At 72.1% G+C, this 13,102-nt stretch carries 10 protein-coding genes; 6 read left to right on the forward strand and 4 right to left on the reverse strand.

Translation table 11 applies throughout. The annotated features are described in order from the left end of the window. Positions 1-2: 2 nt before the first annotated feature. From ACIOD2_RS24505 to ACIOD2_RS24515, 3 genes are all read right to left on the reverse strand, one after another. Positions 3-797, reverse strand: a complete 795-nt coding sequence (locus tag ACIOD2_RS24505; protein WP_400542145.1) for an MlaE family ABC transporter permease — start codon at positions 795-797, stop codon at positions 3-5. 668 nt (positions 798-1,465) lie between these two features. Continuing rightward, a complete protein-coding gene (locus tag ACIOD2_RS24510) occupies positions 1,466-2,458 on the reverse strand; it encodes an LLM class flavin-dependent oxidoreductase (RefSeq protein ID WP_400542148.1) in 993 nt (330 codons plus the stop codon). A gap of 8 nt (positions 2,459-2,466) precedes the next feature. After that, positions 2,467-3,861 carry an FAD-dependent monooxygenase gene (locus ACIOD2_RS24515; protein WP_400542151.1) on the reverse strand — a complete coding sequence of 465 codons (1,395 nt, stop codon included), beginning with the start codon at positions 3,859-3,861 and terminating at the stop codon, positions 2,467-2,469. Positions 3,862-3,919: 58 nt separating this feature from the next. Between ACIOD2_RS24515 and ACIOD2_RS24520 the strand changes: the two genes are divergently transcribed. The 3 genes from ACIOD2_RS24520 (at position 3,920) to ACIOD2_RS24530 (ending at position 8,701) form a co-directional block, all read left to right on the forward strand. Then, positions 3,920-4,123 carry a hypothetical protein gene (locus ACIOD2_RS24520; RefSeq protein ID WP_400542154.1) on the forward strand — a complete coding sequence of 68 codons (204 nt, stop codon included), beginning with the start codon at positions 3,920-3,922 and terminating at the stop codon, positions 4,121-4,123. Between the two features lie 6 nt (positions 4,124-4,129). Beyond that, positions 4,130-4,588 carry a Clp protease N-terminal domain-containing protein gene (locus ACIOD2_RS24525; RefSeq protein ID WP_400542157.1) on the forward strand — a complete coding sequence of 153 codons (459 nt, stop codon included), beginning with the start codon at positions 4,130-4,132 and terminating at the stop codon, positions 4,586-4,588. A 378-nt stretch (positions 4,589-4,966) separates the two neighbouring features. Then, positions 4,967-8,701, forward strand: a complete 3,735-nt coding sequence (locus ACIOD2_RS24530; RefSeq protein ID WP_400543227.1) for a hypothetical protein — start codon at positions 4,967-4,969, stop codon at positions 8,699-8,701. Between the two features lie 181 nt (positions 8,702-8,882). Here ACIOD2_RS24530 and ACIOD2_RS24535 read toward each other — a convergent pair whose 3' ends face one another. Then, positions 8,883-11,000, reverse strand: a complete 2,118-nt coding sequence (locus tag ACIOD2_RS24535; RefSeq protein ID WP_400542160.1) for a HelD family protein — start codon at positions 10,998-11,000, stop codon at positions 8,883-8,885. A 124-nt stretch (positions 11,001-11,124) separates the two neighbouring features. Between ACIOD2_RS24535 and rsmD the strand changes: the two genes are divergently transcribed. From rsmD to ACIOD2_RS24550, 3 genes are all read left to right on the forward strand, one after another. Then, on the forward strand, positions 11,125-11,685 hold the full coding sequence (rsmD, locus tag ACIOD2_RS24540) for a 16S rRNA (guanine(966)-N(2))-methyltransferase RsmD (RefSeq protein ID WP_400542163.1): 561 nt from the start codon (positions 11,125-11,127) through the stop codon (positions 11,683-11,685). Between the two features lie 42 nt (positions 11,686-11,727). Continuing rightward, positions 11,728-12,213 (forward strand): pantetheine-phosphate adenylyltransferase, encoded by a 486-nt coding sequence (gene coaD, locus ACIOD2_RS24545; protein ID WP_400542166.1) that lies wholly within the window; start codon positions 11,728-11,730, stop codon positions 12,211-12,213. Positions 12,214-12,349: 136 nt separating this feature from the next. Continuing rightward, positions 12,350-13,054 (forward strand): ribonuclease domain-containing protein, encoded by a 705-nt coding sequence (locus ACIOD2_RS24550; RefSeq protein WP_400542169.1) that lies wholly within the window; start codon positions 12,350-12,352, stop codon positions 13,052-13,054. Positions 13,055-13,102 lie beyond the last annotated feature (48 nt).

Genomic DNA, 13,102 nt, shown 5'->3' on the forward strand with positions numbered 1-13,102 from the left:
GCTCAGCTCCCCTTGGGCGGCACGAGTTGCAGGTACACGGTGGTGAGCACCAGGTTCAGCACGAACAGCAGCAGGAACGTGATGACGACGGACTGGTTGACCGCGTCGCCGACGCCCTTCGGGCCGCCCTTGGGGTTGAGGCCGCGGTAGGAGGCGACGACCCCGGCGACGAAGCCGAAGATGAGCGCCTTGATCTCGCTGATCCACAGGTCGGGGAGCTGGGCGAGGGCGGAGAAGCTCGCCAGGTACGCGCCCGGGGTGCCGTGCTGCATGATGACGTTGAAGAAGTAGCCGCCGAGCACGCCGACGACGCTCACCATGCCGTTGAGGAAGATCGCGACGCCCATCGCGGCGAGCACCCGCGGCACGATCAGGCGCTGGACCGGCGAGACGCCGAGCACCTCCATCGCGTCGATCTCTTCGCGGATGGTGCGGGAGCCCAGGTCGGCGCACATCGCGCTGCCGCCGGCGCCGGCGATGAGCAGGGCCGTCACGATCGGGGCGGCCTGCTGGATGATCGCCAGCACGCTCGCCGCGCCGGTGAACGACTGTGCGCCGATCTGCGTGGTGAGGGACCCGATGTGCAGCGCGATGACCGCGCCGAACGGGATCGACACCAGGGCCGTCGGCAGGATCGAGACGCTCGCGATGAACCAGAACTGCTGGATCAGCTCCCGCGTCTGGAACGGGCGCCGGAAGGTCAGCCGGACGACGTCGAGGCCGAGCGCGTAGAGCCGCCCGGTCTGCCGCAGTGCGGCGGCCCCGGGGAACGACGTCGTCGTCGTCCGTTCGGCCATTCGAGTGCCTCCCCAGTGTTTCGCGGGCACGACGAATACACCCGAGGTGAGCAAATGAACTGGTCCGAACGGGCTATCTCATGTCGGCCATTCACGGTCTCGGGGGTCACCGTGCCGTTTCCTACTGGTCGGTACGCTAACCACGGCCCTGCTGGGAGACAAGAACTTGAGCATGATCACGCGGTCACGGCCTGGTAACCGCACATTTCTTGTCGATTACTGACAAACGGCCCTGATCTTGTTGTCAGTGGAGGAAAAGAAATTCCCGACCCGGGTGCGCAAGCCGTTCACGGCTGCACGGAGGTCCCCATTCCCGGTTCCCCGGTGTACCCGAACGGACGACACATGAACCCTGCCGGAGGACCCGCCCGGCAGGGTAAGGCGCACCCGTGTCGTCCGTCCAGGCACGCGAGTCGTCCGCCTGGGTACGCGAGTCGTCCGCCTGGGTACGCGAACCGACCGTTCCGGTACGTGTGTTCGCCGGTCGGGTCGGTTCGCGGCCGTGATCAAGGGGTCGACACGCGTGATCGGGAAGCCGACACGCGTGATCCTGGGGTCGACACGCCGCAGCAGGTCGCGCCACGCCGTGTCGACCCTCCCATCACGCGTGTCGACCCCTCAATCACGCGTGTCGACCCTCGGATCACGGGCGAGGTGCCGTGAGCGGGTCAGGACTTGAGGCCGGCGATCAGTTCGTAGGAGCGGATGCGGTCCGCGTGGCCGTGGACCATGGTCGTGATCATCAGCTCGTCGGCATTGGTGTCGTCGAGGAGCTGCTGGAGTCCCTTGTGGACCGTCTCCGGGGAGCCGATGATGCTCGAGCCGAAGCGGTCGGCCAGGAACGCGCGGTCCATCTCGGTGTACGGGTACTCCGCCGCCTCCTCGGGCGTCGGCATCGCGATCGGGCGGCCGCGGCGCAGGCTCAGGAACGTCAGGCCGGACGGCCCGGCCAGGAACTGGGCGCGTTCGTCGGTCTCGGCGGCCACGACGGACGTGCCGAGCATGACGTACGGCTCTTCCAGCACACCGGGCCGGAAGTTGTCGCGGTAGAGCTGCACCGCCGGGATCGTGTTCTCCGCGGCGAAGTGGTGCGCGAAGGAGAACGGCAGCCCGAGCCGCCCGGCGAGCTGTGCGCTGAAGCCGCTCGAACCGAGCAGCCAGATCGGCGGCTGGTTGCCCTCGGCGACCGCGGCGTTGACCCCGCGGGCCTCCGAGTGGGTGAAGTAGCCGATCAGCTCCTGCAGGTGCTCCGGGAAGTTCTCCGCCGACAGCCCGCCCGGCCCGCGCAGCGCGAGCGCCGTGCGCTGGTCGGTGCCCGGCGCGCGGCCGATGCCCAGGTCGATGCGGCCCGGGTGGAACGCCTCCAGGGTGCCGAACTGCTCGGCGACGACCAGCGGCGCGTGGTTGGGCAGCATGACACCGCCCGAGCCGACGCGGATGCGCTCGGTCGCGTCGGCGACGTGCCCGATCAGCACCGCCGTCGCCGAGCTGGCGATGCCGGGCATGTTGTGGTGCTCGGCCAGCCAGTAGCGGTTGAAGCCCAGCCGCTCGGTGGCGCGGGCGAGGTCGAGGGTGTTGCGCAGCGTCTCCCCGATGCTGATCCCCTCGGACACCGGGGAGAGGTCGAGCACGGACAGCGGCACGTCAGGCAGTGAGCTCACAACCGGGGTCAACGCCCCGGTGCGCCGATAACTTCCCGCAACGCCGCCGGATCGTCGCCGCTCCACGCCACGACGCCGTCCGGACGCACGAGCAGCGCGTCGGCCACCGCCTCCGGACCCGTGGCTGTGACGATCTTCACCCGCGATCCGGCGGCTTCCCGCAGGTCGGCGCGGTCCGCGAAGTCGAACAGGACGGTCCGGGCGTCGCGCATGACCTCCGCCACGCGCGTCTTCTCGCCGCCGACGGTCAGCGGCAGGTCAGAGACGTACGGCAGCTCGTCGGCGTCGCGCATCAGCCCGGCCAGGTGCCGGGTCGGCTCGTCGAACGCGGCCAGCTCGCCGAAGAGCGTCCGCAGCGCGTCGCCGTCCTCGCCGGTCAGGCGTTCGAGCAGGGCCTGGACGCGGGTTTGCGTCAACGTTTTGGCCGCGACCGGGCGGCGTTCTGAGTGGTAGCTGTCGAGCAGGGCGTCCCCGGCCTCGCCGCGGACGACGGCGGCGAGCTTCCAGCCGAGGTTGACCGCGTCCAGCAGTCCGACGTTGAGCGACGAGCCGCCGGCCGGGAAGAGGTGCGCGGCGTCGCCGGCCAGCAGCACGCGCCCGGCCCGGTAGCGCTCGGCGAGCCGGGCCGAGCTGACCGTCCGGGACAGCCAGAGCGGCTCGCCCAGCGGCAGGTCGGCGCCGAGCACCCGCCGGACGCTCTCGCGGAACTCGTCGAGGGTCGGCTCGCCGGGCGGCTCCGGCGTCACTTCCCGGACGCCGACGATCACGACACCCGGCGTCAGCGACGTCAGCAGCACGCGCCCGGCCGGCCGCCGGTTCCAGCCCTGCTTCAGCCCTTCCGGCGTCGCCGAGGTGAAGAGGTCGAACGGCTGGTCCGTCCGGAAGTGCCCGAACCGCAGCAGCTCGTCGTCGGTCGTGCCGGGGAAGCCGATGCCGGCCAGCTCGCGGACGCGGCTGTGCGCGCCGTCGCAGCCGACGACGTACCGCGCGTCCAGCCGGTACTCGCCGTCCGGGCCGCGGACGGTGTCGAGGTCCAGGAGTTCGTGCCCGCGCCGGATCTCGACGCCGAGCTCGACGGCGCGTTCCGCGAGCAGGGCCTCCATCCGGGGCTGTTGCAGCATCAACCCGCGCAGTGGCGGGGTGTCGAGCTTCGTGAAGTTCAGCCGCACCGGCCCGAACGGGAACCCGGGGAACGGCCCGGCGAACGCCGCTCCGGCCGCGAACCTCTCGAACAGCCCCCGGTGGTCCAGCTGCTCGACGATCCGGCCGCCGAGCCCGTTCGCGCGCGGCCGCTCGTCCGGGGTGGCCCGCCGGTCGAGGACCACGGGCGTGATCCCGCCGAGCCGCAGCTCCGCCGCCAGCATCAGGCCCACCGGGCCCGCTCCGATCACCGCAACATCCATGACGTCTCTCCTTTGTCAGTTTGAACTGACGTCGCTTGTCAGGCTAGACTGACATGCCATGGAGGCGGAAGAGCTTTCCGGGCGGATTTCGGAAACCGACCCGGCGGTCGCGCTGCGGGCCGTCGGCGCGCTGCACCGGCTCGCCGAGCAGGTCGAGGCGGCGGCGGTCGTGCACGCCCGGGACCGCGGCTGGTCGTGGGAGCAGATCGGCGACGCGCTCGGCGTGGCCCGGCAGTCCGTGCACGCGAAGTACGGGAAGTGAGGCGCGATGATCGCGAAGAGCCCGTTCGCGTCGGTGGTGACGGCGGCGCTGGAGGAGTCGCGCCGCCGCGGTGACCGGCGGCTGGGCACGGAACACCTGCTGATCGGCCTGCTGCACGACGACGCCTGCGCGCAGGCCCTCGGCCTCGACCTGACAGCGGCCCGCGCGGCCCTCGACCGCCTGGACCGGGAAGCCCTGGCGGCGCTGGGCATCGACGTCGAAGGCCTCCGGCCGGCCGCTGTCCCCCAGAAACGCGCGAAGCTGACGCTGGGAGCGCTGACGTCGAACGCCCGTGCGGTGGTCAACGAGGCGATCCGCGGCCTGCCGCGGCGCCGGGACCCGGCGGAGCTGCTGCGGGTGCTGCTGTCGGTGACCCCACCGGACCCGGCGGCGGACCTGTTCGCCGCGCTCGGTGTCGACCGCGAGGAAGTCCGGCGGCGATTGGTTGCGCGGGCTGGGTCTTGATTCTGTTCGCTCGGCGTGGGTCGCGAGGAAGTCCAGCGCCGATCGGCTGCGCGGACCGGGCCTTGATTTGCCGTCTGCGAGGTCGTCGCCCGAACGTCCGGGCGGTGGTCGACGAGGTGATCCGCGGGTGCCGCGGCGCCGGTTCCGGTGGCGGACCTGCTCCGCGCGCTCTGCCTCGTCCGCGAGGTCGCAGCCTGAATGCCGGAGCGGCGGTCAACCGGCGCCGGGACCCGGTGGCGGAGCTGCTCGGCGTAGACCGAGAAGAAAGTCCGTCGCCGATGGTGAAATCCGCCTTTTCCCTCTGAGCCGCGCGTTCTTGGCTACCGTGTGCCGCACCGGAACCGAAAAGGAGGACGGGTGCCGCGTCCGGAGCGACCGCTGGATCCCGGGGACGACCTGCTGACCGACTTCGCCGCTGATCTCCGGCGGTTGCGCGGGAGCGCCGGGAATCCCACCTACCGCGAGCTGGGGCGGCGCGCGCACTACTCGGCCGGCACGCTCTCCGAGGCCGCCGGCGGGCGGAAACTTCCCAGTCTGGCCGTCACTTTGGCCTACGTCCGCGCCTGTGGCGGCGAGCCCGTCGAATGGGAGGAGCGCTGGCACAAGGTCGCGGACGACCAAGTCGGTGCCGATTCACCGGCCGCGCCGGAATCCGGGGAATCACCGCCCTATGTCGGCCTGGCCGCATTCGGGGCCGCCGACGCCGGCCGATTCTTCGGCCGCGAACGACTGGTCGAAAAGCTCACCGGCCGCCTTTCGAGACAGCGTTTTCTCGCCGTCCTCGGTGCGTCCGGCTCGGGCAAGTCCTCGTTGCTGCGCGCCGGTCTCCTGCCCGCCGTCACGGGCCGCACCGTGCTGCTGACCCCGGGCGCCCGGCCGCTGCAGGAGTGCGCCGTCAGGTTCGCCGCCGCGCTCGGTGTCGCCCCCGGCGCGCTACTGGACGACTTCGCCGCGCACCCGCGCAACCTCGGTCTCGCCGCGCGGCAGCTCGTCCAAGAGGAAGACGAAGACGTCGTCCTGGTCGTGGACCAGTTCGAAGAGGTCTTCACGCTCTGCCAGGACGCCGGCGAGCGCGCCGCGTTCCTCGCCGCGCTGGTCACCGCGACCACCGAACCCGGCAGCCGGACCCGCGTGGTGCTCGGCATCCGCACCGACTTCTACACCCACTGCGCGCGCCACGCGGACCTCGCCGAAGCCATGCAGGACGCGCAGGTCCTGGTCGGCCCGATGACGACCGAAGAGCTCCGGCAGGCCATCTCGCGGCCCGCCGTCGACGCCGGTTACCGCGTCGAGAACGCGCTCGTGTCGCGGCTCGTCGCGGACGCCACCGGCCAGCCCGGCGTGCTCCCGCTGCTTTCGCACGCGCTGCTGGAGACGTGGCGACGCCGTCGCGGCACCACGCTCACCTTGGCTGGCTACGAGTCCAGCGGCGGCATCGAACGGGCCGTCGCGCAGACGTCCGAAGGCACGTTCGCCACGCTGTCCGCACGCCAGCAGGGCCTGGCGCGGCAGATCTTCCTGCGGATGACCGCGCTCGGCGAGGGCACCGAGGACACCAAGCGCCGGCTCAGCCGCGACGAGCTCGACACCGACGACGGCGACACCGCCGTCGTCCTCGGCGAGCTGGCGGCGGCGCGCCTGGTCACCCTCGGCGACACGGGCATCGACATCGCGCACGAGGCCCTCATCCGCGGCTGGCCGCGGCTGCGCGAGTGGCTCACCGAGGATCGCGAAGGCCTGCGCGTGCACCGCCAGCTCACCGAGGCGACCGACGCGTGGGAGTCGGTCGAGCGCGACCCCGGCTGGCTCTACCGCGGCACCCGGCTGGCCATCGCCCGCGAATGGGCCGCCCGCCAGGACTCCGCGCTGTCGCAGCGGGAACGGCGGTTCCTCGACGCCAGCCTGGCCGTCGAGCACGCCGAGCAGCAGCGGGAGCGCGGCCGGACCCGGCGGCTGCGGCAGCTGGTCGCGCTGCTGGCGGTGCTGCTGGTCGTCGCCGTCGCCGCGACGGCCTACGCGGTGCGCGCCGAGTCGACGGCCACCGACCAGCGCAACAGCGCGCTCGCCCAGAAGGTCGCCGGCCAAGCTCTGGCCGTGCGCGCCACCAACCCCGCCCTCGCCGCCCAGCTCGCGCTCGCCGCGTACCGCCTCGACCCGAGCGCCGACGCGCGCGGCGCCGTCCTCGGCGTGTTCGCGACGCCGTATTCGACGCGCCTCACCGGGCACACCGGCCGGATCAACACCGTCGCGCTCCGCCCGGACGGGCAGGTGCTGGCCACCGCCAGCTGGGACGGCACCGCCCGGCTGTGGGACATCCACGACCCGCACCACCCGGCGCCGCTCGGCACGCTGAGCGGGCACGACGGCAACGTCAACAACGTCGCGTTCGCCGCCGACGGCCGGACCGTCGCCACCGCGGGCTTCGACGGCACCGTCCGCGTCTGGGACGTCACCGATCCGAGCCGTCCCGGGCCCGGCGCCGTGCTCGAACGCCACGAGGGCAAGGCGTACGCCGTCGCGTTCAGCCCGGCCGGCCCGCTGCTGGCCACCGGCGACGTCGACGGCACGCTCCGGCTGTACGACACGGCGAGCCGGAAGCAGGTGGGGGAGCTGACCGGGCACACGTCGTACGTCAACAACCTGGCCTTCAGCCCCGACGGCAAGGTGCTCGCCTCGGCATCGGCCGACAAGACGGCGCGGCTCTGGGACGTCGGCGGCCGCCGCCCGCTCGGTGTCGCGGCCGGGCACACCGACGTCGTGCACTCGGTCGCCTTCAGCCCGGACGGCCACACGCTCGCCACGGCGAGCGCCGACCAGAGCGCGCGCCTGTGGGACGTCACGGACCCGGGCAAGCCGGCGCAGCTTTCGGCTTTGACGTCCCACAAGGCGATCGTGCGGTCCGTCGGGTTCACCGCCGACGGGCGCACCCTCGCGACCACCGGGTTCGACCGCACCGCGCGGCTGTGGGACGTCGCCGACCCGCGGCGGCCGCGCGAGCTGCCGCCGCTGCCGGGGCACACCGGCGCCGTCGTCTCGGCCGGGTTCAGCCGGGACGGCCGCACCCTCGCCACGGCCAGCGACGACCAGACCGCCCGGCTCTGGGACCTGCCGGGGCCCGGCATCCCCGCGCACACGGACAAGGCGTGCGACGCGGCCTTCGGGCCCGGCGGGCTCCTCGCCACCGGCGGTTACGACAAGACGGTGCGGCTGCTCGACTGGGGCACTTCGCGGCCGCTGGCCACGATCGGTGGTTTCGGCGACGCGGTCTGCGGCGTCGCGATCAGCCCCGACGGCAAGACGCTGGCCACGGGCAGCTGGGACCACACGATGACCCTGCGGGACATCGCCGACCCGAGCCGTCCCGGGCCACCGGTGGTGTTCGCGCGGCCGAGCGACGACATCGACGCGGTGGCGTTCAGCCCGGACGGCCGCTTGCTCGCGACCGCGGGCCAGGGCCACACCGCCCGGCTGTGGGACCTCGCCGACCGCGCCCACCCGGTGGAGATCGCCCGGCTCGAGGGGCACGCCGACGACGTCCACACCCTCGCCTTCAGTCCCGACGGCCGGACGCTGGCCACGGGCAGCTGGGACCACACGGCGCGGCTGTGGGACGTCTCGACGCCGCGCGCGCCGAAACCGCTGGCGACGCTCGAAGGGCACACGGACACGATCTTCTCGATCGCCTTCAGCCCGGACGGCAAGCGCGTCGCCACCGCGAGCGCCGACCGCACGGTCCGGCTGTGGGACGTCACGCTCGCCGGGAAGTCAGTGGTGCTGACCGGGCACACGGACATCGTGATGTCGGTGGCCTTCGCCGGCGACGGCCGCACGCTCGCCTCCGGCAGCTACGACCGCACGATCCGGCTGTGGGACGTCGACGCGGCGACCCCGCGCGCGGTCCTGCCGGAGGAACGCGACCGCGTCTACGCCGTGCGCTACGCCCCCGACGGCCACACGCTGGCCGGCACCGTCGCGGACGGAACGGTCCGGTTGCAGGAAACGGATCCCGACCGGGCCGCCGACCGGATCTGCGCGATCGCGGCCCCGCGCATCACGCCGGAGGAGTGGACCGCGAGCCTGCCGGGCCTGGACTACCGGCCGCCGTGCCCGTGACCGGGTTGTTCGGCGTTGTTGTTCGGTAGCGGCTCGCGGACACCGAACAACCCGGATCGACTAGACATGCCCTCGGACGGACAGTCCCACGACGTTCTGATGACCGGGGGTCTGAAGGGCTCCTTCAAGGGCACGGGAAGTTGCCTCCCGCCCCTCGAAGGAGCCCTTCAGCGTGCCCGGGTCAGCCCGCCGGGATCCAGTCCGGGTTGGACGCCAGCACCGTCAGCTGCTGCGTCGCCCGGGTCAGTGCCACGTACAGGACCCGCCGCCCGGTCGTCGACTCCGTGACCAGGTCCATCGGCTCGACCAGGACGACCGCGTCGTACTCCAGGCCCTTCGAATCCAGGCTGCCCACGACCTTCAGCCGCTCTTCCGCCGCACCCGAGAGCCAGCCCGCGACCTCCGGGACCCGGTCCATCGCCGTGATGACGCCGACCGTGCCCTCGACCGCGCCCAGCAGCTCCTTCACCGCCGCCTGGGTCGCCGACGACAGGCCGGCCGCGTCCACCGGGCGGACGTCCGGCTCGACGCCCGTCTTGCGGACCGCCACCGGCAGCTCGCCCGCCTCCGCGTGGCCCGCCACGACCTTGGCCGCCAGGTCGAAGATCTCCGCCGAGTTCCGGTAGTTGGTGCGCAGGGTGAACCGCCGCCGGGTCGTCTTGATCCCGAACGCCTGGTCGCGCGCCTGCGCCGCCTCCGCCGGGTCCGGCCAGGAGCTCTGCACCGGGTCGCCGACGACCGTCCAGCTCGCGTACTTCCCGCGCCGGCCGACCATCCGCCACTGCATCGGCGAAAGGTCCTGCGACTCGTCGACGACCACGTGCGAGTACTCGTCGTAGTGCTCGGGCCGGGTGGTGCCGCCTCCGCCGCGCTCGACCTCGCCCTCGACCACCTGACGGCGCTTGCGCTTCGGCGGCGGCCCGATCAGCACGCGCAGCTCGTCGAGCAGCGCGACGTCCGCGATCGACCAGCCCCGCGAGCGGTCCGCGAGGTCCGCGGCCAGCAGCGAGATCTCCGGTCGGTTGAGCACGCCCTTCGCCGACGCCGCCAGCCGCTTCTCCTCGCCCAGCCACTTCAGGATCTGCGCCGGGTAGAGCACCGGCCACCACACCACCAGGAACCGGTGGAACTCGATCCGCTCGCCGAGATCGGTGATCAGGTCCGCCCGCTCGAACGGCTTGCCGTCGGCCTTCGCGTACCCCTCGGCCTTCGTCGCCAGCGCGTCCAGCAGCAGCTCCGCCGCCCGGATCCGCGAGCGGTTCGGCGGCGCGCCCTGCGTGTGGGCCTTGCGGCGCACCTTCTCCAGCTCGCGCGCGTCCAGCTTGAGGACCTCGCCGCGGTAGACGATCCGCATCTCCTCCGGCGCGCCCGGCGGCGTGTCGCGCAGCGCGCGCAGCAGCACCTTCCGCATCCGCAGCGAACCCTTGATCGCGGCCAGCGGCGCCGCGTCCTGCCGCGTCGCATCGAGGCCGTCGAGGACCTCGCCCAGCGCGCGCAGCTCGACGTTCGTCTCACCCATCGAGGGGAGGACACGCGAGATGTAGCTGGTGAACACCCCGGACGGCCCGATCACGAGCACGCCCGCGCCGCCGAGCTGACGGCGGTGGCGGTAGAGCAGGTAGGCGGCGCGGTGCAGGGCGACGGCGGTCTTGCCGGTGCCCGGCCCGCCGGTGATCTCGGTGACGCCGCGCCACGGCGCCCGGATCACCTCGTCCTGCTCCTTCTGGATGGTCGCGACGATGTCGCGCATCTTCTCGCCGCGCGAGCGCCCGAGCGCGGCCATCAGCGCGCCCTCGCCGACGATCTGCATGTCCTCGGGCACGGCCTCGGCCATCAGCACGTCGTCGTCGACGTCCAGCACGTTCTGGCCGGAGCAGCGGATCACCCGCCGCCGCACGACGTCCATCGGCTCTTCGGCGGTGGCCTGGTAGAACGCCGCCGCGGCCGGGGCGCGCCAGTCGGTGACGAGGTTGTCGAACTCCGCGTCGCGGATGCCGAGGCGGCCGACGTAGACGCGCTCGTCGTCGTCGCGGTGGTCGAGGCGCCCGAAGACCAGGCCCTCGTACTCGGCGTCGAGCGACTGCAGCGTCTGGTTGGCGTGGTAGACCATCATGTCGCGCTCGAACAGCATCGACGCCTGCTCGAAGATCGCCTCGCGCTGCGCTCCCTGGCCGATCTCGTAGCCCTTGGTGCGCATCGCCTCGGCCTGGGCCCGCAGTTCGTCCAGACGGGTGTACACGCGATCGACGTGGGCTTGTTCGATGGCGATCTCGGCCCGTCTGACCCGAGGTTCCGACACGCATGGCTCCTTGACAGCTTCTGGATCGCCTCCGAGGGCGAAGAACGACTCTACGCGTTGCGCCCGGCGGGTTCACCCGTGTCCCGGCGATGAGTGCTTCGTGTCATCCCCGCACAATCAGGGGGTGACCAGGATCGTGGCCGGGACGGCGGGCGGGCGGCGGCTGAAGGTGCCGCCGAAGGGCACCCGCCCGACGTCGGAACGCGTGCGGGAGGCCCTGTTCAACGCACTGGAGACGGCCGGCGAGCTGGACGGCGCGCACGTCCTCGACCTCTACGCGGGCTCCGGCGCGCTCGGCCTCGAGGCCCTTTCCCGCGGCGCCGCCGACGCCCTGTTCGTCGAAGCCGACCGGCGCGCCGTCGACGTCCTGCGCGGCAACGTCGCGGCACTGGGCCTGGGTGGCACGGTCCGGGCCGGCCAGGTCGAGGTGGTCGTCGCCGCGCCCGCGCCGCGGCCGTACGGCCTCGTGCTCGCCGACCCGCCCTACGCCGTGGACTCGGCCGCGCTCGGCCAGGTGCTCGCGGCGCTCGCCGCCGGCGGCTGGCTGGGGGAGAGCGCGCTGGTCGTCGTCGAACGCGCCGCGCGTGACGGCGCCCCGGACTGGCCTGCCGGCTTCGAGCCCTCACGCGTGAAGAAGTACGGCGACACGGCGGTCCACTGGGCGGAATTCGCGGCTGTGGTGTGAACCACCCCGCGTGGAGCGCGCGGGCACGGTAGCGTCCGCGCCATGCGGCGTGCGGTCTGTCCCGGTTCCTACGATCCGGCCACCAACGGGCACCTCGACATCATCGAGCGGGCGGCCCAGCTGTTCGACGAGGTCGTCGTCGCGGTGGGGGTCAACAAGAGCAAGAAGGGCCTCTTCGAGCTCGAAGAGCGCCTGGAGATGCTGCGCGAGATCACCGCGAAGCAGCCGAACGTGCGCATCGACTCGTGGGAAGGCCTGCTGGTCGACTACTGCCGCGAAAACGGCATCGCGGCGATCGCCAAGGGCCTGCGCTCGGTCAGCGACTTCGACTACGAGCTGCAGATGGCGCAGATGAACCGCGAGCTCACCGGCGTCGAGACGCTGCTGATGGCGAACAACCCGGCGTACGGGTTCGTGTCGAGCTCGCTGGTCAAGGAGGTCGCGGCCCTCGGCGGCGACGTCGAGAACCTGGTCCCGCCGATCGTCTACGAGCGGCTCGCGTCGAAGTTCCCCAAGCTCGGGCGCTGACCGCGCTCCACAAGGGACCCCCGCGCGCCCGGTTCCCCTCCATCGGCCCCCTACGAACGTCGGGACTTGGCGCCCGCGTCGCGGGAGTTCATCTTTCCGTCTTCTGACGATCACTCGATCGGGTTACGGTCCGAAAATGACCAACTACCGATCTCGCCTGGTCGCGGTCCTTTTCGCGCTCCTGGCCACGCTGTCCATGGGGGTCACCGCCGCCGAGGCGGTCACCGGCGCACCGGCCGTCGCGGCGCAGAACCAGTGCGGCGACCTCTCCGGGTTCACCCACAAGGCGCTCTCGTCGCTGCCCGCCGAGGCCACGACGACCTACAACCTGATCCAGAAGGGCGGGCCGTTCCCCTACCCGCAGAACGACGGCGTCGTCTTCGACAACCGCGAAGGCATCCTGCCGTCCTGCGCGACGAGCTACTACCACGAGTACACGGTGCCGACCCCCGGCGCGAGCAACCGCGGCACGCGCCGCATCGTGACCGGCAGCGGCGGCGAGTACTTCTACACCGGCGACCACTACGCCACCTTCCAGGTCGTCGACGTCAACGGCGGCGGCACGCCGACGAAGCAGTGCGGCGACCTGTCCGGCCTGGCGAAGATCGGCTACTCGCAGCTCTCGGCCGCCGCGAAGACCGTCGTGGACAACGTCCGCGGCGGCGCGTCCACGGGCACCACCTACGAGAACCGCGAAGGCGTCCTCCCGGCCTGCGCTTCCGGCTACTACAAGCTCTTCAACGTCGGCACGAACGACCGCGTGATCTCCGGCAAGGCCGGCGAGCTGGCCTACACGCCCGACCACTACGTCACCTTCAAAGCGATCAACCTGAATTCCTGACCCGCGTGCAACGCGCCGTGCTCCCTCGTCCGTGAGGTACACCGGAAC

The sequence above is a fragment of the Amycolatopsis sp. NPDC088138 genome, from assembly GCF_044741685.1.
GTDB lineage: Bacteria > Actinomycetota > Actinomycetes > Mycobacteriales > Pseudonocardiaceae > Amycolatopsis.